The organism is Winogradskyella sp. R77965 (assembly GCF_044594915.1).
Taxonomy (GTDB): domain Bacteria; phylum Bacteroidota; class Bacteroidia; order Flavobacteriales; family Flavobacteriaceae; genus Winogradskyella.
Genome location: NZ_CP138990.1, coordinates 765,318 through 792,199, shown reverse-complemented (window position 1 = coordinate 792,199; position 26,882 = coordinate 765,318). Strand labels below are relative to the sequence as shown.

Sequence of the window (26,882 nt, the reverse complement as noted above, 5' to 3'; positions counted from 1 at the left end):
TAAGGGCTTTTTTAATTTTAGTCTATGATTTCGGAAACTTTAAATACAAAAGAATTTAATCCATACTATAAATCTTATATAGATTCAGCATCTAACCTAAATATAGTCGAAGGTTTAAAACAAAATTTAGATTCGGTGGTATCATTTTATTCAGCTATACCTGCACAAAAACATAATTTTGCTTATGCTGAAGGTAAATGGACTGTAAAAGACATTTTACTTCATATTATTGATACGGAGCGTATTTTTACATATAGAGCGTTGCGCATAGCAAGGCAAGATAAAACGGCATTAGTTGGTTTTGATCAAGATGAATATGTTGTTTCAGCTAAAGCAGGTTCACGTTCTTTATTCGATTTAATAGAGGAATATAAAATAGTTAGGCAAGGGTCTATAGCTTTATATCGTAGTTTTAATTCTGGAGATTTAGAACAAATAGGTGAGGCGAGTGGCTTTCCAATTTCAGTAAGAGCTATCGGTTATATTCTAACAGGTCACGAGAATCATCACAACCAAGTTATAAGAGAGCGCTATCTTTAAGCTGAATAATGGTCGAAAGCTTCTAAAATAAGTTCATTACTAACAACGCAATCTATTTTAGGTGTTCCTATAGCCTCTAAAAGTACAAACTTAACGACACCATGACTATTCTTTTTATCATGTACCAATAGTTTGATGATAATTTCTTGATCAGCCTTACTTATTGGGACTTTAGAAAACGTTTTTAAAATACCTTCGGTAATGGTATGGAATTCACTATGACTTAGTCCACAAGTTTTTGTAGATAAATACGCTTCTAGAAGCATTCCTATGGCAATAGCTTCACCATGAAGCAAAGGAGTTTTATCTCCATTCCCAAGGAAGTAACTTTCTATAGCATGACCAAGGGTATGCCCAAAGTTGAGAATCTTCCTTAAACCCTTTTCTGTAGGGTCTTCGGACACAACTTTGTTTTTTATCACAACAGAATCATAGATTAATTTATCTAAATCAGAAATATCTAAATCTTCAAGATTTGTTAACGTATTCCAGTATGTTTTATCATAGATTAAACCATGTTTAATCATTTCAGCAAAACCAGATACCATTTCATTTTGTGGAAGGGTACTTAAAAAAGAAGTATCGACACCAACCATAATACCTTCATTTATAACTCCAACTTGATTTTTTAAAGCACCTAAGTCCACACCAGTTTTTCCTCCTACAGAGGCGTCAACCATTGCTAATAAAGAGGTTGGTATATTTATGTAAGCAATACCTCGCATATATGTACTGGCTACAAATCCTCCTAAATCCGTAACAACTCCACCTCCTAAGTTTATTAATAAGCTTTTTCTATCTGCATTATATTCAGATAAGGCTTCCCAGACTCCCATGCAAATATCTATGGTTTTGTGGTCTTCACCATTTGGCATTTCCATAACTTCAACAACAATGTCACCTGACTCTAATTGTTCTTGGAAATGAGGAAGACAATATTCATTTGTATTCGTGTCTACAAGAATAAATATCGTAGATGGTTTCTTATTTTTTATGTAGTTATTGAGTTCAGAGTAAACATCAGTATTAAAATAAACCACGGATTTTTTTGTAGAAATAGAGTTCATAATAGAAATCATCTAAATTGATGCCGTGAAAATACTTAGTTTTTAGAAAAAAAGTAAGCCTTAGAATAAATATATTTGCATTAATAATTATTTCTTAATGATAGACCACTCTCTTTTTGAAAATACAAGGACTGCATTTGTATTAAAATCTGATTCTGAATTAGAACGTGCTTATTTTTTATTTAAAATGATTTCTTCTCAACCTTTGGTTCGTATTGGTACTGCTGCTACTAATTTTGCGCTTAAGGCTAACTTGCCCGTCGAAGGATTGATTCGCTCTACAGTATTTGATCATTTTTGTGGTGGTGTTAATGAAGACGACTGCTTGTCCGTAATAGATAACCTTTACACTGAAGGAGTTAGTTCTGTTTTAGATTATTCTGTAGAAGGAAAGGAAACAAAAGATCAGTTTGATAATGCCCTAAATAAAATACTAAAAATCATTCATTTTTGTGATGAGAGAGACGCTATGCCAATTGTCGTTTTTAAACCAACGGGGTTTGGTCGTTTTCATTTATATCAAAAAAAGACTGAAGGAGTTGATTTTACCCAAAGTGAACAAGAAGAGTGGGATAGAATAGTAGGACGATTTGATAAGGTTTGTAAACTTGCAAAAGAAAAGGATGTAGAAGTCTTAATTGATGGTGAGGAAAGTTGGATGCAAGATGCAGCAGATGATTTGGTTGAAGAAATGATGCAACTCTACAATACTGATAAAACAATTGTTTATAATACATTACAAACGTATAGATGGGATAGATTAGATTATTTAAAAAAGCTGCATAAACGAGCCAAAGAAAAAGGCTTTAAAGTTGGAATGAAAATAGTCCGTGGTGCCTACATGGAAAAGGAACGCGATAGAGCACAAGAAAGAGGCTATAACTCTCCAATCTGTGAAAATAAGCAAGCAACAGACGATAATTTTAATGCGGCTTTAAACTATATACTAGAAAACCTTAATGACATTTCGATTTTTATAGGTACACATAATGAAGCAAGTTGTTATTTGGCAATGGAGCTTATGGAGACATATAAAATTTCTAAAGAAGATAATAATGTTTGGTTTGGGCAACTCTATGGTATGAGTGATCATATAAGCTTTAATTTGGCGGCTCAGGGATATAATGTTGCAAAGTATATTCCTTTTGGACCCGTAAAAGATGTCATGCCATACTTAATTAGAAGAGCCGAGGAGAATACGTCAGTTGCTGGGCAAACTAGTAGAGAATTATCTCTACTAAAAGCCGAAAAGCGTCGACGAAAATTATAAAATAAATTGTACTTTTGGGCAAAATAAATGTTCATGTTATCTAACCCTTTTTCTTCTTCAACCTATGTAAACATTTGGTTAAAACATTACGGTAATAATCAAAAAGCGCACGAGTTTAAGTTTTTAGATGGAGTAAAATTTATAAAAGGAAATTATTCAGGGCAGTACGTTAATATTGGAGGAAATTACACTAATGGTTTGTTTTATGAAATTAACGAAGAGGAGACGGACTTTAAGGGAAAGTCTTTTTTGCTTTATGATGTTCCGCAATATTTACAATCTGATATAAATTTTAATGGGGATTTAAAAGTCATAAAACTCAAACAATACAAGGGGTTCTACATTAATGTTGAACAGTACGAAAGTATTGATGATGTGGTTTTAAAATGTTATAGTTCTCGTAAGAGTAGGTATAATTTTAGAAGATCTCTGAAACAGTTGGAAGAAAAACATAACATCTCAAGTAAAATGTTTTTCGGTGACATAGATCGTAATGATTACGATACACTATTGAAGGACTTCCGTCAAATGATGGAAATTAGATTCGAGGGCATTAATACTGAGAATACGCTTTTGCCCATGTGGGATTTTTATGAGGAGGTCCTTTTTCCTATGATAAATGAAAGCAAAGTAGCGTTATTTGTGATTTACGATAGTGAAGTTCCAATTGCTATATCAATTAACTTTGCTTTCGAAGATACATTTGTTGTTGCAATGAGAACTTTTGATATTGAATATTCTCGACTCGGAATAGGAAATATTGAGATCTATAAACTTGTAGAATGGTGTCTAGAAAATAATGTAAAAACTTTAGATTTTTCTAAAGGTGAAAGTGACTATAAAAAACGTTGGTGTGATACAGATTATGTTTTTGAACGTCATATTATCTACGACTCTAATTCCCTAAAAGCAAAAACCATTGCTAAAACGGTGTCTGGTTTACATAATTTTAAACAATATCTACGAGATAAAAAGGTAAATCTATTATTTCATCATTTAATGGGTATTTTCTCTTCAAAGAAATAGACTCTTCTATGAAAATTGATACCATTTTTTAGTCTTTTTTCCAGGGCTATTACCATAACCGTAACCATAACCGTAGCCTTTTTTACTAAAATCTGTTCCGTTAAGTAACATGGTCATTTTAGGTAATCTATTTTCTTTGTAGAGTGGTTGAGCCACTGCAACTAATCGTCTTCTATCTACATTGTTTGCACTAATCACATAAATAAACATATCTGCATATTTAGAAACTAATAGTGTGTCGCTTACCAAACCTACTGCTGAAGTATCAACGACGATGTAATCAAATTTATCCTCAAAATAATCGAATAGTTCTTTTATTCTGTCACTCATCAATAATTCTGAAGGGTTAGGAGGAATAGTACCGGACGGTATTACCTGCAAAAATTCATTGCCCTTAACTTTATTTACAATATCACCAGGTTTAATTCTCTTGTCAGAAATATAATCTGATAATCCAATATCAGTAGTAGGTTTTAGATTCAGATACTGCATGATTTTTGGCACTCTAATATCCATTTCAATTAATAGAACAGATTTACCCGAAAATGAAATAGACGAGGCTAAATTAGTACTTGTATGAGATTTTCCTTCTTGAGCTTTAGTAGACGTGATAAATAATTTTTTAGATTTATTAGTTTTATCTTTAAGCATAAAATCGATATTAGATCTTATTATTCTAAATGCTTCTGCTTTAGGGGAATAATCAATTTTCTTGATGAGCTTGTTCTTTTTACTGGTCTTAGGGATATCTCCTAAATAAGGTATGTCTATGACATCTTGTAAATCATCTTTATCATAAATCTTTGTATCCATTAAATCTTTAGCATAAATAACACCAATAGGAAGTGCTAAACCTAGCATGATTGCCGCTAAGTATGTAAACATTTTGTTTGGAGCTACAGGCATGTAATCTGAATATGCCTTATCTAATATTTTGGCATTTGGAGAGTACATACCCAATCTTATTGCAGATTCCTCTCTTTTTTCTAAAAGATATAAGTACAAAGATTCTTTGATGCCTCTTTGGCGCTCAATATCTCTAAATTGCCTTTGCTTAGTTGGTGCAGAATAAATCTGTCCTCGTATTCTCGCATCTTGTTTGTTTAAGTTATTAAGCGTTATTTCATTAGAACGCTTCATGTTTCCTAAGCTACTTTCAAGGTTCGTTTTAAGGGCATTAATTTGGTTATTCAAATTAACAACAACAGGGTTTTTATCAGATGAATTTTTAAGCAATTTATCACGTTGAGCGACCAGCTCATTGTGGCTCTTTATAACTTGGGAAGCGTTTGGATCTGCAATGATATTTGATGGTAACAAGTCTGACTCCTTATTTTTTTGCTGCATTTCTTCCTGCAAATAGTCTATCAATTGAATCGTGGTAGAAGTTGCGTTAATTTGAGCTTCTGTTTGTTTACCACTCTCTAAATACAAATTTGCCTGAGAGTCTAAAGCTGTAAGATTATTTCTTTTCTGCAGTTGCTCTGCGGTAAAATCAGTTTCTTCCAACTCTTGAGAAACCACTTGAAGTCTGTTATCGATAAAATTGGACGTCACACGCACAACCTCTTCTTTCTCTCTAATTACATCGTCATTATACTCTCTTATCAATTGATTTAAGACATCAATTGCTTTTTCCGGGATATTATCTTCGAGTTCTATTTTTATAACACTAGAACCAGCATCGGTAGCAACTTTTATACTTCCTTGATATTTAGAAGCAACAGACCTTACAGAGTTCATTGAAACTCTGAGGTTACTACCAACTTTTGGGGCGAACTTGTCAACATTTGGTACAACTACAAAATCACCAAAACCTGTTTTTATTCGATCACCAAATGCATACTTCTTGCCTTCGTTATCGTTTCTGTCAATAATAGATTTGCCATCATTTTTGAACATTATAAATTCTGTAGCAGATTTAATTTTTAGATAAAGCGTGGTATCTACTTGATGTATAATTGAGTCACTTGCAAAAAAGTTAAGTTTAATTGGAGGATTGTTATAAAGCTCTTGCTCCTTTATTTGGCCTTGGTTATAATACCTTATATTAAGTTTTAATTCTTTTACAATATTAGAAATTAAAGTTTGAGACGTAATTACCTCTATTTCATCTCTAATTTTATTTGTTCCATCAGAAAAAAGACCTCCTTTATTTACCTCTTCTAAACTTGGCAGTTTTTGAGATTGCTTTTCATCTCTCAACTTTATTGTAGCCGTTGCTTTGTATTTATAAGTTGTATAACGCAGGTAGCTATATGCTATCGCTAAAGCGATAAATAAACAGAAAGAAATTATCTTCCATTGTCTAAGATATAAATTTAAAGTCTTTCTAATTTTGTTAGAGGATGGGGTCGTTTTAGATTCCATGAAATACTTAAAATATTACTTGTTTACTATAAAAACAGCTACAATAGTTGTTAAAGTTCCTATTGCTGATATTAATAGTCCATTATTTGGATTATAGTTAGATTGTCTAATTTTAGCATTATTAGGTTCGACAACAATTACGTCGTTTTGTTGTAAATAATATAATGGTGAATTTACCGCATTAATTGAAGTAAGATCAATTTTTGCAAATCTTTTTTTACCATCAACTTCTCTTATTAACAATACATTCTTACGTTGACCAAATATGGTTAAGTCATTGGCTAAACCAAGAGCTTCGAGTAAGGTAATGCGCTCGTCTTGTATAGTAAAAGTCCCAGGACTATTTACTTCACCAATAATTGTTACCGTAAAATTAGCTAATCGAATGTTGATAATTGGATCAGTTGCGAATACTTTAATTTTCTCTTTTAACATTGCGGTGGCTTCAGTCCTTGTTAAACCACCAACTTTAACCCTGCCTAAAACTGGAAATTCTATATATCCATCATAGTCAATGAGATAGTTTTGTAATCTCATATTTCCTTGAGCATTGTTAACATCATCACTAAAGGCTACAATCGGCAAGTTAAATGGCTGTGCAGCTAAATTATCTGCTGCAGATACACTTATGTTTAGCATATCGTCTGGCTTATAGATTAATTGCTGTGGAGTAGAATCCAGAAGGCCATCACCAATAGGTTCATCCTGAAAATACACAAGATCTTTGCGAGATGCACAAGACGTTGCCATTGTTATTGCTAGAATTGAAATTAGGAAGATACGGATTTTCATAGTTAATAGGTAATTAGAATAATTTGGTTTATTTTTTAGAATCTAACACTTCATAGGTAGAATTGTTAGAAATATATTCTGGAATTAAAGCTTTAATAGCCGATACAATTTCCAAAGGTTGCGTCAATGAATTTACATTAGTTATTTTTATAATTTGCGTTTCAACACTTTCAATATCAATATGTCGAGATTTAGCTATCATAATTTTTTCGTGATAGGTTTTCTTTGTGTTTTCACCATCAGCTAAAAGCTCTTCATAGATTTTTTCTCCTGGTCTTAAGCCGGTTATTTTAATATCTATATCTTCAGGATAACGCAAGCCAGAAAGAATGATCATGTTTACTGCTAAGTTAAATATTTTGATTGGTTCTCCCATATCAAACACAAATATTTCACCTCCGTTGCCCATAGCCGCCGCTTCTAATACCAATTGACATGCTTCGGGAATTGTCATAAAATAACGTGTTATATCTTTGTGAGTTACTGTTAGTGGTCCTCGTTTTTCAATTTGTTTTTTAAATAATGGTATTACAGAACCGTTAGAACCTAGGACATTACCAAATCTAGTGGTTATAAACTTTGTATTGCCTTTACCTTTTAAGCAGGTTACATATAACTCAGCAATTCGTTTTGTAGCACCCATAACATTTGTTGGGTTTACCGCCTTATCCGTAGATATTAACACAAACTTATTAACGCTATGTTTTACGGCCATATCAGCAACATTTTTCGTGCCGCAAATATTAACACTTACTGCTTCAAAAGGGTTGTTTTCCATCAATGGTACATGTTTATATGCTGCAGCATGAAAAACAATTTTTGGTTTATACAGATTAAATATTTGATCGATTCTCGTCTTATTTCTTACATCAGCAACAATGGCTTCAATGTTTTCTAGGCCTTTTTGTTTAAATTCTTGTTGAATTTCATACAGCGCAGATTCAGCATTGTCTATTAAAACAAGTTTTTTGTAATTATACAAACTTGCCTTTCTTGCAATTTCACTACCAATAGAGCCGGCAGCACCTGTAATAAGAATAACGTTATTGTCGTATTGTTCTTCTAAATCTGGGTTTTTAATATCAATAGGGTCTCTTCCGAGTAAGTCTTCAATTTTCACTTCTTTAATTTGTCCTGCACTTAAATCACCATCAATCCAATTTTGAACAGGTGGCACAATTTTAACCTTAAGACCGAGAGAGAAAAGATTACCAGTAATTTGCAAGAGTCGAGAAGGATCAATATTCTGTATAGATATTATGACTTCGTCGATACTATTCTTTTGGATAAACTTTTTAGTAATATTCTGAATATCGTAAACTCTTAATAAGTTTATTTTTTTTCCAATTTTTCTTGCATCATCATCAATAAATCCAACAATCTCTAAATTGCTTTTTGTATCATTTTGAATAGCATCATACGTAAGCATACCGGAATTACCAGCACCAAAAACTAAAACTTTTTTGATGGTCTTAATGTCATTGGTGATATAGTTATAAAGTGACTTTATAAATAGTTTAGCTCCAATTAAGAATAATATATTAAGTAGAAGGTGAATATATATTATAGAACCAGAAATATTAAAGAGACTTTCTGAGACGTCGAATTTTCGACTTAAGAAGGTGCAGCATACAAGTATTGTTGCCAAAATATTTGCACCAATTATTATATTTACAATATCCTTAAACCCTGTATATCTTACAACACCTTTGTAAGATCCAACCGCTATAAAACTAATTATTGCAGCTGCTATAACAAACGGAATTTGATTTAATAGTGTAAAAAAGTCAAACTCAATTTTAAAATTATAACGGATTAGATAGGCTAAGAAAAACGTAGCCACTATGATACCTATATCAAATATAAGTACAAGCCATTTTGAGGCATATTTTTTAGATATGTTATTTAGGAACTTTATTAACATGATGCAAAATACGTATTTATAGCAGAAGTTACTCTATCTAATTCAACATCAGTGAGATTTGAACCACTAGGTAAACAGAGACCTCTTTCGAATAAGTCGTCTGATACACCATTCAAATACTTAGGAGCATCCTTAAAAACAGGTTGTTGATGCATAGGTTTCCATAAAGGTCTAGATTCAATATTTTCCTTTTCTAAGGCCAATCTTAATCCTTCTCTTGTTGACTGAGAATCTAAAAGGATACATGTTAACCAACGGTTAGAAAAATAACCTTTTGGTTCTTTGAGAAATGTAATCTTATCAATATGAGCAAATGCTTTTTCATAGACTGCATGATTAGAACGGCGTTTAGCAACATGACTATCTAAAATAGTCATTTGCCCACGACCAATACCAGCAACAATATTAGACATTCTGTAATTATAACCAATATGAGAATGTTGATAATGTGGTGCATTATCTCTTGCCTGTGTTGCTAAGAAAACAGCTTTTTCCTTCTGTTCTTTTGTCTTAGTTACAATTGCGCCACCACCAGAGGTTGTTATAATTTTATTACCATTAAATGACAATATTGATAAATCACCAAAAGTTCCACAGTTTTGATTTTTGTAGTGACTTCCTAGTGACTCAGCGCTGTCTTCTACAACAGGAATATTATATTTTGCTGCTATCGTATTAATTTCTTCAACATTATACGGCATACCATATAAATGCACAGCTATGATCGCTTTAGGTGTTTTACCCTTTGAAATTCTATCTTTTATAGCTCTTTCTAGCTGAATAGGGCACATATTCCATGTGTCTATTTCACTATCAACAAAAACTGGTAAAGCACCTTGGTACGCAATAGGATTTGCAGAAGCTGAAAATGTTTTACTTTGACATATAACTTCATCTCCATAACTAACTCCTAATAAAATAAGACATAGATGTAAGGCAGAAGTACCAGATGCTAATGCAGCAACATGAACATCTTCATTGAGGTAGGATTGTAAATCGTTTTCAAAGCCATTAACGTTAGGCCCTAAAGGTGCCACCCAGTTGGAGTCAAAAGCTTCTTTTACGTAAGATTGTTCATTACCACTCATATGTGGTGATGACAGCCATATTTTAGGTTTCATAAGCAAAAATTGTTAAGTAATATACATTACTATTCAATTTCATGTCTATAGAGGGATCAGGGACACGATCTAAAATTATGGGTTAAATATGCATCAATAAGTTGAGACCACCCAAATTAAAACGATAAAAAGCAAATATTCACGTTTTTGAAATAATACCTTTATCACTTTACTTCTTAGACAATTAACAATAATTAAGTTATAAAAAGAATACAACTTGGAATCTTTTTAACAGTAAAAATCATACAGTCGATATGAGCATTACGATTTATCATTTTATAACCTAAATATTGGTTTTATATCGGTTGTAATTATCAGTATTGTTTTATCTACACTATATTTAACCTCTTTTAATTATATATCAACCTAAGTTCAATTACATGAATATCTTAATAACCTCTGCTGGACGAAGAGTCTCATTAGTAAGATCGTTTCAAAAAGAGTTAAAAAAAATAGATCAAAACGGAAAGGTTTTTGCAACTGATGCCATGCCTTCATTGTCTGCTGCTTGTCAAATAGCAGATGGTAGTTTTAAAGTGCCTAGACTAGACAACTCAAGTTACATGGATGCATTAATTAAAAACTGTAAAATTAATGATATTCAATTAATTATACCAACAATAGATACTGAATTATTAGAGCTTTCTAAGCATAAATCTGAGCTTGAAGAACATGGTATAAAGGTCGTCATATCGTCTATTGGTTTTGTAAGTAAATGTAGGGATAAGCGTGTTATTCACGATTTTTTTATTGATCATAATGTTAATGTGGCACAGGAGTATTCTAAAGACGATTACAAACTCCCTTTATTTATTAAACCAATAGATGGTAGTAGAAGTGTAGATACATACTTGATCAAAGAAAAAGAAGAACTGACAGAATATCATTTTACAAATGATAAGTTGATGTTTTTAGAATATTTAGACCATGACGAATATGAAGAGTTTACATGCGATTTGTATTACAACAAAGAACATAAATTAAAATGTGCGGTACCACGTAAACGCATAGAGGTAAGGGATGGTGAAGTATACAAAGCAGTAACGGCTAATAACTGTTTAGTCCCTTATATTAAGAAAAACTTGAGTTTTATTGATGGAGCGGTTGGCTGTTTAACTGCTCAGTTTTTTAAACACAAAACAGATGACTCTAAGATATATGCCATTGAGATAAATCCACGATTTGGAGGTGGCTATCCTTTATCATATTTATCTGGTGCTAATTTCTCAAAATGGATTATTGAAGAATTTCTACTAGGAAAGACCATAGATGATAAATTTGATGAATGGGAAAGTGATTTGTTAATGATTAGATATGATGATGAAATTTTAGTGCATGGATATAAAAGTTGATAAAAACACGGTTATCGTCTTTGATTTGGACGATACATTATATAATGAATTAGATTACTTAAAATCTGCCTATCAATCCATTGCCAAGTCTCTTGATGCTGATGGATGGAAACAACTTTATTCTAAGATGTTTTCAATGTATCGAAGCAATATCAACGTATTTGAGATTCTCTCAGAAGATTTCAAAATGGATAAAACTGAATTGATAAATCTTTATAGAAACCATCAACCAAATATCCACTTGTTTGAAGGGGTAATAGAAGTAATAGAATCCATAAAATCTAAAAGCGGTAAAATCGGAATCATAACAGATGGTAGATCAAAAACGCAAAGGGCCAAAATTGATAGTTTAGAGATTCTGAAATATCTTGATCATATCGTTATTTCTGATGAAATAGGTTCTGAAAAACCAAGTTTTGATAACTTTAAGGCTATGGAAAAGGCAATCTCTGGAATGCAATATTATTACATTGCAGATAATTTGAAGAAAGATTTTGTAGCACCAAATGCTTTAGGTTGGAAAAGTGTCGCTTTGATAGACAATGGAAAGAACATTCATTCTGAGTCCAATAAATATATGGATAGTAAGTACTTGCCTAATGAATTCATTCTATCTTTTAGTGATATAAATATCGTCTAAATTTTACAACTTACTTAATCATTTGAGCCAAAAAACTCTGGCATATCAATATTATCTGAATTGTTGATATCCTTTCGGTTAATGACTTTATCAATTGTTTTTAAAACGATTTTAAGGTCTAGAGAAATTGACTGATTATCTACATAATAAACATCATATTCAAATTTTTGCTCCCAACTTATTGCATTTCTGCCATTAACCTGTGCCCAACCTGTAATACCTGGCATGACCTCATGTCTTCTATATTGTCTTTTATTATAGCGATCCAAATATCTAGGTAATAATGGGCGAGGACCAATTAAGCTCATATCGCCTCTAAGAATATTCAGTAATTGAGGTAGTTCATCTAATGATAGTTTTCTACAAATACCTCCAACTTTAGTCACACGATCAACTACAGGCAGTAAATTACCTTCATTATCTGTTTTGTCAGTCATGGTTTTAAACTTAATAATTGTGAATAGTTTTCCGTTTTTACCACTACGAGCTTGGTAGAAAAACGGTTTTCCGTTATTAAGTATAAAAAGAGAAATAACAAGAACTAGGAATATTGGTGAAACAATTAGCAATCCAACCAATGCTGCAAAAAAATCAAAGATGCGTTTAATGAAATTTCTATATATTTTCATTACTCTAAGGTTTTATAAAGATTTAAGAGTTCTTCCCAAATGAATTCTCTCTTGTATTTCTTGATGATATTTGATCGGGCATTTAATGCAAGTTCTTTTGCTTTTTGAGGATTGTTCAGTAAATCTAACATAGCATTTTTTAGCGCATCACTATCCTTAGGTGGGATAATCAGTCCGTTGTAATTATGAGTGATAATTTCATTACAACCATTAATGTCCGTTACTATACATGGCATTTCCATACAACTAGCTTGTAAAACTACATTGGGAAATCCTTCTCTATAGCTAGGGAACGTAAGAATATTGCTTATAGCAACATAAGGTCTTATATCTTTTACCATTCCTATTTCATGAATGTTTTGATTCCTTTTTATTATTGATTCGGTATCCTGCTCTATTGGATCCAATTCTTTCTCGCTAGGCCCCACAATAACTAACTTAATATTTGAATTGTTTTTGCTTATTGTATCAAAAGCCTTTACTAATTCGTTTATGCCTTTATCTTTTACAATTCTTCCGATAAATAAAAAAACAGTATCTGTTGGTTTAATATTTAGTTTTTGTTTTAGATTATCTATGTCTTCATTAGATACCATTTTTCTATCATAATGAGCAGTGTCAATGCCATTAGAGCTTCCATTACCAATAACACTAAGTTTATCTCTCTTACAGAATTTCTCTTTGATTACAACGTCTTGCATGGCAAAGGAATTTGGTAATACCAATGTGGCACAAGAATATGTGAGCTTCTCTACTATATTTAAGAGTTTACGTTTATTGCCTTGAGCTTCGAGCAGTGGAAGTCCGGCAATGGTATGTAATCGGTGAGGTACACCGGCCAATTTCGCAGCTATCATGCCTAAGGTACCAGCTTTTGGAGTGTGCGTATGTACTATACTTGGCTTTTCTTTTTTAAAGATTTTATATAATTCAAATAGTGCCTTTAAGTCTTTAAAAGGGGTTATTTCCCTTGTCATATTAACAGGAATTGTTCTTATGCCTTCATCATTACTCACATTGTTAAGTACAGAACCTTCACTAGAAATACCAATTATTTCATAATGATGATTCATAAAGCGTAATTGGCCTTTTAATAGGATGCCAAGCGACCCAGGTACTGTGGTAATACGTATAATCTTTTTCATTCTTACTTTAGCATTAAATATGTGTTTAAATACCATTTTTGAAAAGTATAAAAACACCAAACTCGCATGCTTTCATCTGCTTTGGCAGAAATATGATTCTTCACTAAATTAATTATATAGTCACTGTTAAAAAGTCCTTGAGATTCTAAAAATTTTGGATCGATGTAAGATTCGAGTTCAGATTTTAGACTTCCTCTTAACCAATCTCCGACTGGCACACCAAAACCTTGTTTCGATTTTTCTAAAAAGCCTGGAGCAAATTTATCTGCAAAAGCCTCTTTTAGAATATGCTTTTTATTCCAACCCTTCAGAAGGTAACTTTCCGGTAAGGAGTTGGTCAAATTCCAAAGGGATTTATTGAGAAAAGGAGCTCTACATTCTAATGAGCACAACATACTTGTTCTGTCCACTTTTACCAACATATCACCTTCTAAACTCACATTTTTATCAACCATTCTAAAATCTGTTAAGCTTTTTGGATGTTGCTGATTATATCTGGTTTTGAATTCTGCAAAAGTATCTTCAATAAGACCTGTAGCTTTTAGTAACTGTATTTTTTCTTGATCAGTAAAAGCCAATGAAATTATATTCCAATATTGACTGCCATCATAATTAATTGCTTTCAATAATCTATTTAATGCAAAGCGTCGACCTCTTTTGTCATCTTTTGATTTTAATAAGCCAGAAGATAGCTTTAGTATTTGTTTATGAATACCTTTAGGTACAATTGAAGTGTATTTATTATTCAATTTACCCATGTAATATTTGTTATAACCTCCAAATACTTCGTCACCACCATCACCAGTAAGCGCTACTTTAACATAATCTCGCGCATGTTTGGATACAAGATAGGTTGGTAGGGCAGAGGAATCTGAAAATGGCTCATCAAAATTCAATAATATATCATCTATACCATTTTTAAAATCATCTTCCTTAACAATAAATTCGTGGTGGTTACTATTAACAAGTTTGGCAACAACTTGAGATTTATCTGTTTCGTCATAGGTCTTCTTTTCGAAACCTATTGAGAATGTTTCTATTTTTTCGTCTGAAATTTCTGCGAGACAATGCGTAACAACTGAAGAATCTACACCACCAGATAAAAATGTACCTAAAGACACATCAGCAATAGACCTGCTCTCAACACTCTCCATGACCTTATTGTAGACCTCTTTCTTTGCATCGCTGAAAGAAATATTTTTCTTTTCGATAGGTTTTGGTTTTTCAATTTCATGGATAGAAAAAGAATCGTTAGCTAAATCAAAATCAATAAAGTGATTGCTTGGTAACTTAAAAATATCTTCATAAATAGAATATGGTGCAGGTATATAGGTTAACCTAAAAAAAAGATTCATACCTTCTTTACTAATATTAGGTTTTCCTGGTAAATAATTTACAATAGATTTTAACTCAGAACCATATACGAAATCAGTTTTGGTCTTAGTATAATAAAGCGGTTTTTCTCCAAAGAAATCTCGTGCTATATATACTCTGTTTTTGTTTTTATCATGAATGCTAAATGCAAACATGCCATCCAATTCTTTAAAAGCAGCGACACCTTTCTGTTCGTATAGTTTTAGAATCACTTCAGTATCACTTGTTGTTTTGAATGTTACTCCAGAGTTTTCTAGTTGTTCCTTTAATATTCTATAATTATAAATTTCTCCATTAAAAACTAACCCAATTTTATTATCATCTGTGTACATAGGTTGTTTACCTGTACTTAAATCTATAATTGACAGACGTCTCATGGCCATGGCGACTGAAAATGATTCTGATGAGTCTATATAAAAGCCATCTTCATCTGGCCCTCGATGAAATATGAGTTGATTCATCTTAGATAATTCAGTTTTTAGTATACCTGAATCTTTATATGAGTTGCTTATAATGCCGTTAATTCCACACATAATACTTTACTAATTATTTTTGTATAAATCGATTAAACATTGCATAGATACTCTTAATCTGATAGTCTTTAGACCTTTCTAAGCTTAATCTACTATACTTTTCTCTTTCTAAGGGATTATTTCTATAATATGCAATTGCTCTATGTAATCCTTTGTGATCATCATTATTAACGAGAAGGCCATATTTTGCTATATAAAATTCACCATTGCTAATGTTTATTTCTTCATTTTCGTTTAATAGTTCTAAAGGTCCTGAAAGACAATTAGTCGAAATACATGGTAGTCCTATAGCCATAGCTTCTAATAAAGCATTTGGAAAGCCTTCAGTAAAAGAAGAAAGCACAAAACAATTACTTTTAAGCAAATAATTATTTACGTTTTTTACTCTTCCTCCAAGTTTTACTTGATTGTTCAGGTTGTATTTGATGATTTCGTCTTCTAAATAATCTTTTAATTCACCACCACCTAAAATTATAAGATTATCTTTATTCTCTTCTTCAACTAATGCTCTAATAATCATTATCTGATTTTTCCTTTTATTTAAGGTACCCGCAGTGATAATATCTAATGACTTTTGGTCATTATTTAAGGTTTCTGGGGTAATAGTTTTTTTAGGAATTTCAATCGGATTATAAATTACTTCCATTGGAATTTTAATTCCAAAATTATCTTTTAAGTCTTGGTTTATATGTGTTGAATTAGAAAATAGAGCATGACATCTATTGTAAAAAATAGGATAGAACATCTTTGAAATATACAATGAAAGTTTGTTGGTTGTATTATCTGAAGGGAAACCACGTTCACTAATTATAGTTTTTACTTTTTTATTTAATATAGCTATGACTCCATTCATTAGGTTTGGAAAAGCAAGAAAAGAAACCGCAATATCAATGTTTCTTTTTTTTGTAAATCTATGGTATTTTACTAAAAAGATAATAAAGTCGAAAAACCTTAAATAATATGGTCTGTCAACCCCTTTTTTTGAGAGTATAATAACATCAACTTCTTCTGGAATTGGAAAATGGACAACATTATAAAAAAGAACTAAACTAACATTATAATCGTTTTTTAGTTCTTTAATTAATAAGCTAATTACTTTTTCAGCGCCACCACTTCCTAAAGATAATGTTAATATGCTTAAATTTGGTTTTGATTCTTTCAATTTGTTGTTTTTTCTGATATCAATTTAATATAGGTTATTTTACTTTTCTAAAATATTTAAAAAAAGTTCTTCATATTCTGAGAGTATTTTTCCTTTGTTGAATTTATTAAGGACTGAATTACGAATTTCTTCAGGACTCCAGATTTTATTTTCTTCTATTTTTTTTATAAAACTATGTTCATCATCTACTAAAAATCCGTTTATACCGTTTACAACTATTTCTTTAGTACCACCAGGAACATTGAACGCGATAACTGGAGTTCCTACCACACAACTTTCTATTAAACAATTTGGGAAACCCTCAAAGTAAGAGCCTTGAAGAAATAGGTCATTTGCTTTTAAGAATTTAGAAACGTCTTTTGTAAAAGGAATATGAGTGATTTTATCTGTTAATCCATAATCTTTAATCAACCTAAAGATGCTTTCTTTTTCCGGTCCCATTCCAATAAGTGTGTAATGAAAAGGAATTGTAAGTTTGGATAGTATTTCTAAAATTCTGGGAATTCCCTTTTCCTTACTAAATCGAGCAACGGTTACTAATTTCAGGACATTCTCATTAAAATCGCGGTTTTTAATTTCGAATATTTCGGTTATGGGATTATTAATCACAACTAGTTTGTCTTTTTTAACGTTAAAGCCATTTTTAAGATCAGAGAGCATGTCTTGGGACTGACATATAATCTTATCGAAAAAATTAAATCTATTTTTTACGAGTAAAGCTATTGGATTAAGTCCTTTTGAATGATTAAAAAATTCAGCGTCAACACTGAGAACAGTAGATTCTCTCGCAATAAATTTAGTTTTCGGAAAAAAAACGGACAAGTATGCCATTATTGTATTTAAGTGTCCAATTACGCTAAGGACTATATCTGGTTTTGAGCTTCTTAAATAGCTGTAGAGTGCAGGAATGCCATTTAAAACACGAAGCTTTTCTAAAAAAACGACTTTAATACCTTTAATATCATATGCTGCGTCAGATGATTTGCCAATGACCAAAAGCGTTGTTTCAAAACGATCCTTATCAATATTTTGTGCTAAAAATGAGAAGATACGCTCAGAACCTCCAGCAAATAGAGTAGGTAAAATAAAAGTAACTTTTATAGGACTATTTAATGACATATCCTTTATTGTTATTTAACCATTGTTTTAAAACTAGTAATTTCCAAATGATAGGGTAATAATTCCAACTGCCATCTAGGTGTTGTTGAATTTGACTCTTTACTTTTGCCACATCAATATTTGGAATTTGATTTAAGCCTTCATCATTTAGTTCAGCTAGGACATAATCTTTTAGATCTTCTCTAAACCAGACTTCAAATGGCATTGTGAATCCTGCTTTTGGTCTATTAAATATGTGTTTTGGTACATATTGATATAATACATCTTTTAATATTCTTTTTTGATTATTACCCTTAAATTTAAATTTTGTTGGTAGACTTTCAGCAAATTCAACTACACGATAATCCATTAACGGAGCTCTAGCCTCAAGTGAATAAGCCATTGTAGCTCGATCTACTTTAGTATTAATGGTCCAATTTAAATACGTTTTAATATCAAAATCGGTCACACGTTCCAATAAGTTCTTTTCACTATTCATAAGATATTTCAATTCTTCAACATCCTTACTCTTCATTTTAGATTCACCAGTAATAGAGTCTAAATATGCTAAATCAACAGATTTATACTTCATATATTCCGAAAGAATCTTAAGTCTGTAATTTGGAAATAAGGACACGAGTTTAGAAATTGCTAATCTTGATGCATAAGGCATCTTCATGAATTTAGACCCCTTATTTATCCAGTTGTAACGATGATATCCTATAAAACTCTCATCACCTGCATCTCCAGACAATGCCACTGTTACTTGCTCTTTTGTGTGTTTTGCTAATAACATTGAAGGAATCGCTGAGGGATCGGCAAAAGGTTCATCATAGTAATGATGAAAATTTTCGATTAAATCAATACCTTCTTTGTAATTACATTCAATGACATTGTGTTCCGTATTCAAATGGTCCGCAACTTCTTGAGCGTATATACTTTCATCAAAACCTTTGTCATTAAACTTAACAGAAAATGTTTTTACTTTCGCTTGTGATGTTTTGGTTGCCAATGAAGCTATAAGAGATGAGTCGATACCACCAGAGAGAAATACACCTACCGGAACATCTGCAAAAAGCCTTATTTTAACAGCATCTGAAAGAATAGTTTTCAGTTCGGATTGTGCTTCCGAATAGGTGCCTAGAAATTTGTTTTCTCCTTTATGGTCTATATCCCAATACGTTTTTACATCGAAACTTCCAGAGTTTAAATTAAAAACAAAGGAACTACCAGGGCGAAGTTTTTTCACTTCATTAAATATACTAAGTGGATCAGGAACTGTGCTCCATGTAAGGTATGAATCTATAGCTTTTTCCGATATTGTTAAACCTGTGTTATATAATTGTATGGAAGAAACTTGACTGGCAAATTCAAAACTTTTACCATTATGGTAATAGTAAAATGGTTTTTGACCAAGACGATCTCTAGCTCCAAAAAATTGATGCTTTATTTTATCGTAAATAACAAAGGCAAACATTCCATTAAAATGGTTAACGCAATCTTCTCCGTATTCTAAATAAGCTGCGCAAATTACTTCGGTATCGCCTTTGGTCTTAAAAGTATATCCTTTTTTATGAAGTCTATCCTTTATATCCCGAAAATTATAAATTTCACCATTAAAAACAATTTCTACATTTTCTTGATAAGAAAAAGGCTGGTTAGATCTAGGATCTAAATCGATAATCGATAATCTATTGTGCCCAAAATTAATAGTGTAGTTGTCAGATTTGTAGAACTTCCAACCCATTTGGTCTGGTCCTCTAAAAGCTGTTCGTTTTAGTTTATCTTTAACCTGAGATTCGTTATATGATATAGTACTTCCGTATATTCCGCACATAGTTTTTTTATAGATTTTCTTTTAAAAGCATATGAAAATGTCTTTGTCTTTAATTATGACGAGGATTTACCTCTAATTTGTATTTTTAATATTTCTGATATAATTCTTTTTGTTTTAGCTAAATAGTCTCGATATTAAAGATGTTTTAACTGTCGTTAAATAATTTGTTAGCATGTCTTTTGCCTTTGCCATAGTTTTCCATAATGCTCATCATTTATTTATAAAATTAGGTAAACCTACCTAATGTAAGAATTGGTATTATTGAGATAATCGGCAGTACTACCTATAGGGTTTATAATTATTGGTCGCTGGTTTACTGAAGCTTCAATAAGACAAACAGAAAAACTTTCCCAAAATGGTGATGAAACTAAACAGTGAGAGTTTCCCATTGCTTTTTTAACCTCATTCTGAAAATCTAAAATAGTTTTGTAATCTAAATATTTATTTTTAGATATTAAACCATCTAACTTATCTCGCATATTACCATCTCCAGCAAAGCGCATGTCGAAATTGATTTTACCCGTTTTCAGTTTTAGGTTGGGCAAGACAGAACAAATGTTTGTTTTTGAGTCAGGCATTAGAAATTTATTATTTGGGGCATTATTTTATTCTAATTAAAGTTATTAATAATTAGCAGTTTAAAACAATATGGTGCGAATATCAATGAACTAGTCATATCTATCAAAATTATTCTATGAATTGTATCATTATTACTTTAATTAGTTAAAAGAATTGAAAAATTATTTTATTTCCCTATTACTTTTGAGCATCATGATATAAAACTGCAATAGTTTCATTGCTTAAAATGTCTAAAATATGATTTTCTTCAAGATAGAGATTAATTATTATCAAAAATGATGAACATCTCTAAAACTAATCGTTTGGTATTGATTATAAATGCTTTATAATTCTTTTAATATTGATTTCTTTTATTTGTTTAGCAGGATTTCCGGCAATCATAAAACCATCTTCTTCAAAAGATTTACCGACTACTGCATTTGCGCCTATAGCTATGTTATTTCCTATTTTTATGTTTCCATATATTTTAGCTCCAGGAGCAATATATACATTGTTTCCAATTTGAGGAGCTTCGAAACTTCCGCCTGAAGCACCAATATTTACACATGCATGCATACGGCAGTTTTCACCAACTCTAGTGGCACTATTGATAACAATGGTACCATAATGAACAATGGCTAGTCCTGGCCCAAATACATTTGGTGGAATTGAGAAACCAAGTTTTATTGATATCTTTTTTAGTCGGTATTTTAGGTAAAAAAGGTATAATTTTGATATTCCTTTATTTTTACAATTTATGTAATACTCAACTTTTCTGAGTGTTTTTTGAAATTTCCAAATTGGATTTGGTGATACAATTCCTATAATTTTGTAAACAAGGGATAAAGACCCTAATCCCAAAGCTTTCTTATCTTGTTTTAGATAATCAACATAATCTGATCTGGATTGTATCATAACTTATAATTTTGAATTTATGAAAATGCATTTTTAATGTGCTTACTATAAATAAGACTATCAAAAAACGCTAAGCTTATTAACATGGATCTATTAAAGAAAATATGATGTGTTACAAAGCCTTCAAATATAAGCAATACAACAAAGATCAGGTAATAGAATTGATCTACCTTAAAAGAAAGTTTTATTCCAAAACCAATATAAATTAAATAGCAGATTAATGCTAAAGCACCAAAATTTACTGCTAGGTACAAGTAATAATTATGAGTATCTAAATAATTTATGCTTTCATCTGCGCTGTAAGCAGTGCCATAACCAATAGGATTTTTAGCAAATGACTTAAAATATTTTACAAGCAAATCACCTCTACCACCGCCAGAACCAACGTCTTCTGCGATAACACTTTTTTCACTTTTACCAAGAAGTACATCTATACGTTCACCACCAGCGCCACTTGCAAATTCGGGAAAATTGGCTTTCATGATTCCTGCGAACATCACCAAACAAAAGTATAAACCGGTAAAGAGGAATGCCATTTTAAAGAAGCTCTTAAAAAGAACAGCTGAACTTATTTTAAACTTTGTACTCCATTCATTTGCAGTACCAAATATTAAAATTAGAATAACAGATGCGATACCTCCTCTAGAAAATGTTAAGAACACAGATACAAGAAGGGCAAGAATAAATAAGGTTCTTTTTCCTTTTAAAGAATCCAGATAGACTAAAACACAAAGCCCAAGAAACTTCATTGCAGAGGCTGCTTGATTAGGATTCTCTCCAAAACCACCTTTTCTTATCATTTCTTCTGCGGCTTTAGTGAATTTTGGCAGTCCAACAAAATAGTCATACCATACACTTGCTGCAAGAACAACAAAAGATATAAACATAACAAGAAATACTAAACTCTTCTTTTCGGTTCTAAAAAAATGAACCATAAAGACATAAAGCAATAGCGTAATAAGATTTAAGACTATATCTAAAATGATGACGTCTGGGGAAGCTGGTGAAACTGCACTATATACCATTGATAAAAACAGTAAAAATGCAAACATTGTAAATGTATGAGATTTGAAGATATCAACTAAATCTAAGATAGAGTATTTGATAGCACCTACAACTAAGAAAAGAGGGATTACAAATTGAGAGGGTTGCAATGGGATTATTCCAATTCTAAATAGAAAGATATCAGTAAATGAAGCGAATAGTATAAGTAAAATGCCGAGTAGATATTTCATTTTTACTTAATTTTATTTTTAATAAGCTCCAAAATCCTAACTAATAAATTTTTAAAACCTCTACTGAATAGAGTCAATATTGCGAAATATATTCCAAAAAACAATACTCCAAATTTAAGCAATTTCAAAATTAACGAAAGAAAATCAGTACTCGATTCAACACTCAAATTTATTGATATATAATGATACACAGTATATGTAGCTGCGAAACATAGTAAATGGAAGCCAAAACCTTTCCAGTATTGAAAATGATTAATTTTAAAACCATACTTAAATACGTAGTAAGGACGCCAAAGCATTACTATGATAAACTGACTTATTAGCGTTCCTAAAAACACACCAATAACACCATATTTTAGTACAAAGATAATTGAGAGTACTAAATTAATAACACTCTGAATAACAGGAGACCAAATATCGTCATAGAGTCCGTAAGCCTGCTTAAAGCTATCTACAGGTTGTCTAACTTGTAACATGAAAAATATGATTATTAATACTAATAGAATCGTATTGGATAGCAGATACTTATCGCCTAACCACAAGCTTATTAAGCTATCAAAACCTAGATAGAGAAGGATAGAGGTACAACCAGCTATAAAAAAGCGTAAGGCCATAAATTCCCAAAACACCTTCATCATATTTTTAAGGTCATTTTCTGCCACTAAGTTTCCAACACTAGCATTTGTCCCATCAAACAATTTACCTACCAATAGGTTAATATTATTCATAACCATTTGGTAGTTGCCAACAAAAGCTACCATTGCAGGACTTACCAATGAATAGATTACAATATTGTCTGTACTGTTGCTAACAAAAGTCCCTAATTTATGAAAACTAATTTGTTTTATTTTTTTAAGTAGAGCAACATTGTTTTTTCTAACTTCCTTAGTTACTCTAAATTTAAAATTCAACCAAGGATAAACTTGTCTTATTTTTTTACGAAGAATAAATATGTAAATAAAAGGAGTTAGTAACTCTAAAAGAATCCATAAATACACATCTTTAAAGTAAAGAAGTACTAAACATTGTAATAATAACCTTAAAACAAATACACTCTGACCTATAGTTATATTTATATAACTTTTTTGATCTGCTTCTAAAAGAAACATATAATAAGCAAAGAAATAACTTAACAAATTACTGGTTAATAGAGCTATAAATAAAAATATTATAGTGCCCATGTTAATAGTTGTATCATGGAAAAAATATGGAAAAAATAGCATTAATATTAAACCAGAAACTAGAACAAATAGTCCTATTCTCTTATATAAAAAGCCTAAATACCCAATAATTTCATTTATTTTCTCTCTATTGTTATCAAAAATAGGCTTATATAGTGAAAACCCTACAGCTGCACCAATACCTAATTCTGATAAGTTTAAAAATTGCAAAATGCTTTTTAAAGTCTCAACGGTACCTATAAATTCATCACCCAATTTTTCAAGAAATATATTTCTAGAAAAAAATTGAATTACAACATAAATTACTTGAAATAATAAGGCAATCCAAGCATTTTTTATAGTTAAGGCAACTCTAGACATTAGGTATTAGCTTGATTTTATGGATTGATACCCAGAGGAGATGTATTCTAATATTTTACTTGGCAAGAGTATGACCAACAATGATCTAAAATTGGCGTTATTAAAGCTTAGAGATTTTGAAATCCCTTTTTTTAATTTTTTTCTATAAAACTTATCAGGATCAAAATTTGTGTTTCGACTTAGTAGAAAATAATGATCAGTAAAGGAATACGTGACGTAATTAGCCACTGTTTTTTTTACAGAAGGATGGTCAACACTATTGTTGATTATATATTCTGTTGCTCTTTGACTTATTTTTATTTTTTCTAGTGAATATTTACTTCTAATTATACTTTCATTATCACTATTATAATTGTACAATGCAGTATTTAAATAACCATGTCTAGAGGTTCTCTTTAGCATATCCATGGTGTAAAACACATCTTGATGTATAATTTTAGGAATAAACCTCATGTCTTCTACTAGAGATTTTTTGAACACTCTTCTCCATACCGCAAAATTAACATTGGCAATAATTCTATTTGTTGCAGTAACCGTATCTTCTATGGCAAATTTATTATCAAAAATTTTATTTCCAGTTGAGAATTTTGGTTCAATTTCTAGAACTTCAAGGTTATTCTTTAGCATGTATTTCATAACGGTTTCAAGCATATTAACCTCTAAATAGTCATCACTATCTACATACGAAATATAATCACCAGTCGCAACATCCAAGCCTGCATTTCTGGCGCAACTCGAACCTTCATTTTCCTTATGAATTACAATTACTCTATCATCTATAGAGGTATAAGAATCACAGATTTCACCACTTTTATCAGGTGAACCATCATTTACAAGAATAATTTCTAAATTCTTATAAGTTTGATTAATTATACTATCAATGCATCTATTTAAATACTCTTCAACTTTATAAACTGGTATAATGACACTAATTTTCTCTTCCATAACCTTAAAAATTATTCGGGTTATACATTTTACTAAATTTAATTCCCACTATATCAATACTTGAATATTTGAGCCATTTCATTGAAGACATAATTATTTTCCAATCGAAGAATATTCAAATCCTATGGTTTCCATTTTGTCTTTATCCAATAGATTTCTTCCATCAAAAATGAATGCTGGTTTTTTCATCCCTTCATAGATTTTTGACCAATCATAAGTCTTAAACTCATCCCATTCTGTCATAATAGCTACGGCATGGGCATCTTTTAGGGCTTCGTATGGTGAGTTATTGGTTTTAACCAATGTTTTATTTTCTTCTTCTGATCTTGTATTTAAATAATTTAAATCAGCTTGGATTCTAGATTCGCTAACTTTAGGGTCATAAACGGATATTTCGGCTTGTTCATTAAGTAAATGGTCGGCAACATATATGGCTGCAGATTCTCGGGTATCATTGGTGTCTTTCTTAAAAGCCCAACCGAGCATACCAATTTTCTTTCCTGAAACAGTGTTATATAATGTGCTAATAAGTTGATCAGAGAATCTTCTTTTTTGGTGATCATTAAGTATTATTACTTGTTCCCAATAATCTGCAACAGCTTGTAAATTATAACTTCTTGCTATATAAACGAGATTTAAAATATCTTTTTGAAAACAAGAACCACCAAATCCAATAGAGGCATTTAAGAATTTTGGACCTATACGAGAGTCCATGCCTATTGCTTTTGCAACTTCTGTAACATTTGCTTCAGTATGTTCACATAGCTCAGAAATAGCATTGATAGAAGAAATTCTTTGCGCTAAGAATGCATTTGCAGTTAATTTCGATAACTCAGAGGACCATACATTAGTTCTTAAAATTCTGTCTTGAGAAACCCAACTTCCATAAATATTTGCTAAACTTTCAATAGCATCTTCGGATTCACCACCAATTAAAACGCGATCAGGATTCAAGAGATCCTGTATAGCAGTGCCTTCAGCAAGAAACTCAGGATTAGACAAAATACTAAACTTTACATCACTACCTGTATTGTGTAATATACTTTTTATAGCTTGCGCTGTTCTTACGGGTAAAGTCGATTTTTCTACTACGATTTTATCTGTTGTTGCAACCTCAGCTATGTTTCTAGCACAAAGCTCTACATATTTTAAATCAGCAGCCATTCCCTTTCCTTTTCCATAAGTTTTAGTAGGAGTGTTTACTGAGATAAATATCATTTCCGACTCATCAATAGCTTTGTCAATTTCGGTAGAGAAAAATAGATTCTTACCTCTTGTTTCTTCAACTATATCAGCCAAACCAGGTTCATAAATTGGTAACTTAGATACGTCATCATCATTCCAAGCAGCAATTCGTTCTTTATTAATATCTACAATAGTTACTTGTATATTAGGATTCATTTTGGCAATTACTGCCATGGTAGGACCACCAACGTAACCAGCACCAATGCAGCATATTTTATTTATTTTCATAAGATCGTTAATTTTATATTTAGAATTTAATTTAGTATTATATTATTTGAAACAATAATACTTTTAATATCAAAGTAATAATAGAATTGATTGCCTCTATTATCATTGCGTGAAGATAAAATATTCTTCGTTTGTTCAATAATAAGTTGATATGAAATATTATTTGAGGTAGAACTAGAGGAGAATAGGGTGTAAGTTCTACTAATTTTTATAACAATTTCACTTGTTATAATCGATGTTAATTTTGAGCTTAATAGTTTATAAATCATTAGATTTGGGGTCATTATATATAAACGCCAACAAATGTGTGAAAAATAATCTAAACTAGCACGTAT

At 31.2% G+C, this 26,882-nt stretch carries 22 protein-coding genes; 5 read left to right on the top strand and 17 right to left on the bottom strand.

Features of this window, described 5'->3' with window-relative positions; all coding sequences use genetic code 11:
* The first annotated feature begins 24 nt into the window (after positions 1-24).
* Complete coding sequence (locus SJY34_RS03495) at positions 25-540, top strand: DinB family protein (RefSeq protein ID WP_400078949.1); 516 nt, start codon at positions 25-27, stop codon at positions 538-540.
* Here SJY34_RS03495 and aroB read toward each other — a convergent pair.
* A complete protein-coding gene (gene aroB, locus SJY34_RS03490; RefSeq protein ID WP_400078948.1) occupies positions 537-1,607 on the bottom strand; it encodes a 3-dehydroquinate synthase in 1,071 nt (356 codons plus the stop codon). The two genes, SJY34_RS03495 and aroB, sit on opposite strands and share 4 nt — an antisense overlap.
* 97 nt (positions 1,608-1,704) lie before the next feature.
* Between aroB and SJY34_RS03485 the strand changes: the two genes are divergently transcribed.
* Positions 1,705-2,877 carry a proline dehydrogenase family protein gene (locus SJY34_RS03485; RefSeq protein WP_400078946.1) on the top strand — a complete coding sequence of 391 codons (1,173 nt, stop codon included), beginning with the start codon at positions 1,705-1,707 and terminating at the stop codon, positions 2,875-2,877.
* Between the two features lie 33 nt (positions 2,878-2,910).
* On the top strand, positions 2,911-3,903 hold the full coding sequence (locus tag SJY34_RS03480; protein WP_400078944.1) for a GNAT family N-acetyltransferase: 993 nt from the start codon (positions 2,911-2,913) through the stop codon (positions 3,901-3,903).
* A gap of 6 nt (positions 3,904-3,909) precedes the next feature.
* On the opposite strand, the gene SJY34_RS03475 is transcribed toward SJY34_RS03480, so the two are convergent.
* Genes SJY34_RS03475 through SJY34_RS03460 form a run of 4 tightly spaced genes read right to left on the bottom strand, consistent with a single transcriptional unit; the run spans position 3,910 to position 10,110 of the window.
* On the bottom strand, positions 3,910-6,273 hold the full coding sequence (locus SJY34_RS03475; protein ID WP_400078942.1) for a GumC family protein: 2,364 nt from the start codon (positions 6,271-6,273) through the stop codon (positions 3,910-3,912).
* A 15-nt stretch (positions 6,274-6,288) separates the two neighbouring features.
* Positions 6,289-7,065 (bottom strand): polysaccharide biosynthesis/export family protein, encoded by a 777-nt coding sequence (locus SJY34_RS03470; RefSeq protein WP_400078940.1) that lies wholly within the window; start codon positions 7,063-7,065, stop codon positions 6,289-6,291.
* A 28-nt stretch (positions 7,066-7,093) separates the two neighbouring features.
* Complete coding sequence (locus tag SJY34_RS03465) at positions 7,094-8,989, bottom strand: polysaccharide biosynthesis protein (protein WP_400078938.1); 1,896 nt, start codon at positions 8,987-8,989, stop codon at positions 7,094-7,096.
* Positions 8,983-10,110, bottom strand: coding sequence for a DegT/DnrJ/EryC1/StrS family aminotransferase (locus tag SJY34_RS03460; protein WP_400078936.1), 1,128 nt, complete (start codon positions 10,108-10,110; stop codon positions 8,983-8,985). The genes SJY34_RS03465 and SJY34_RS03460 overlap by 7 nt, the downstream gene beginning before the upstream one ends.
* A 380-nt stretch (positions 10,111-10,490) precedes the next feature.
* On the opposite strand from SJY34_RS03460, the gene SJY34_RS03455 reads away from it, so the two are divergent.
* Both SJY34_RS03455 and SJY34_RS03450 read left to right on the top strand, forming a co-directional pair.
* Positions 10,491-11,462: an ATP-grasp domain-containing protein gene (locus SJY34_RS03455; RefSeq protein ID WP_400078934.1), complete on the top strand. Its 972-nt coding sequence runs from the start codon at positions 10,491-10,493 to the stop codon at positions 11,460-11,462.
* The gene (locus tag SJY34_RS03450; RefSeq protein WP_400078933.1) at positions 11,446-12,102 is read left to right on the top strand and encodes an HAD family hydrolase; all 657 of its coding nucleotides are present in this window, start codon (positions 11,446-11,448) and stop codon (positions 12,100-12,102) included. The genes SJY34_RS03455 and SJY34_RS03450 overlap by 17 nt, the downstream gene beginning before the upstream one ends.
* Before the next feature lie 14 nt (positions 12,103-12,116).
* Here SJY34_RS03450 and SJY34_RS03445 read toward each other — a convergent pair whose 3' ends face one another.
* The 12 genes from SJY34_RS03445 to SJY34_RS03390 form a co-directional block, all read right to left on the bottom strand.
* Positions 12,117-12,725: a sugar transferase gene (locus tag SJY34_RS03445; protein ID WP_400081446.1), complete on the bottom strand. Its 609-nt coding sequence runs from the start codon at positions 12,723-12,725 to the stop codon at positions 12,117-12,119.
* Positions 12,726-12,730: 5 nt separating this feature from the next.
* On the bottom strand, positions 12,731-13,876 hold the full coding sequence (locus SJY34_RS03440) for a glycosyltransferase family 4 protein (protein WP_400078931.1): 1,146 nt from the start codon (positions 13,874-13,876) through the stop codon (positions 12,731-12,733).
* Between the two features lie 2 nt (positions 13,877-13,878).
* Positions 13,879-15,783, bottom strand: a complete 1,905-nt coding sequence (gene asnB / locus SJY34_RS03435; RefSeq protein WP_400078929.1) for an asparagine synthase (glutamine-hydrolyzing) — start codon at positions 15,781-15,783, stop codon at positions 13,879-13,881.
* 13 nt (positions 15,784-15,796) lie between these two features.
* The gene (locus tag SJY34_RS03430) at positions 15,797-16,945 is read right to left on the bottom strand and encodes a glycosyltransferase (protein WP_400078927.1); all 1,149 of its coding nucleotides are present in this window, start codon (positions 16,943-16,945) and stop codon (positions 15,797-15,799) included.
* 39 nt (positions 16,946-16,984) lie between these two features.
* Positions 16,985-18,064 (bottom strand): glycosyltransferase, encoded by a 1,080-nt coding sequence (locus SJY34_RS03425; protein ID WP_400078925.1) that lies wholly within the window; start codon positions 18,062-18,064, stop codon positions 16,985-16,987.
* Positions 18,051-19,880, bottom strand: a complete 1,830-nt coding sequence (asnB, locus tag SJY34_RS03420) for an asparagine synthase (glutamine-hydrolyzing) (RefSeq protein ID WP_400078923.1) — start codon at positions 19,878-19,880, stop codon at positions 18,051-18,053. Before asnB (SJY34_RS03420) ends, SJY34_RS03425 begins: the two co-directional genes overlap by 14 nt.
* 236 nt (positions 19,881-20,116) lie before the next feature.
* Positions 20,117-20,458 (bottom strand): glycosyltransferase, encoded by a 342-nt coding sequence (locus SJY34_RS03415; protein ID WP_400078921.1) that lies wholly within the window; start codon positions 20,456-20,458, stop codon positions 20,117-20,119.
* A gap of 313 nt (positions 20,459-20,771) precedes the next feature.
* A complete protein-coding gene (locus tag SJY34_RS03410) occupies positions 20,772-21,353 on the bottom strand; it encodes a serine O-acetyltransferase (protein ID WP_400078919.1) in 582 nt (193 codons plus the stop codon).
* A gap of 17 nt (positions 21,354-21,370) precedes the next feature.
* Positions 21,371-22,588, bottom strand: a complete 1,218-nt coding sequence (locus SJY34_RS03405) for an O-antigen ligase family protein (RefSeq protein ID WP_400078917.1) — start codon at positions 22,586-22,588, stop codon at positions 21,371-21,373.
* Positions 22,589-22,590: 2 nt separating this feature from the next.
* The gene (locus tag SJY34_RS03400; RefSeq protein ID WP_400078915.1) at positions 22,591-24,129 is read right to left on the bottom strand and encodes a lipopolysaccharide biosynthesis protein; all 1,539 of its coding nucleotides are present in this window, start codon (positions 24,127-24,129) and stop codon (positions 22,591-22,593) included.
* A 6-nt stretch (positions 24,130-24,135) separates the two neighbouring features.
* The gene (locus tag SJY34_RS03395; RefSeq protein ID WP_400078913.1) at positions 24,136-25,074 is read right to left on the bottom strand and encodes a glycosyltransferase; all 939 of its coding nucleotides are present in this window, start codon (positions 25,072-25,074) and stop codon (positions 24,136-24,138) included.
* A gap of 93 nt (positions 25,075-25,167) precedes the next feature.
* Positions 25,168-26,547, bottom strand: a complete 1,380-nt coding sequence (locus tag SJY34_RS03390) for a nucleotide sugar dehydrogenase (RefSeq protein WP_400078911.1) — start codon at positions 26,545-26,547, stop codon at positions 25,168-25,170.
* Between the last annotated feature and the right edge of the window lie 335 nt (positions 26,548-26,882).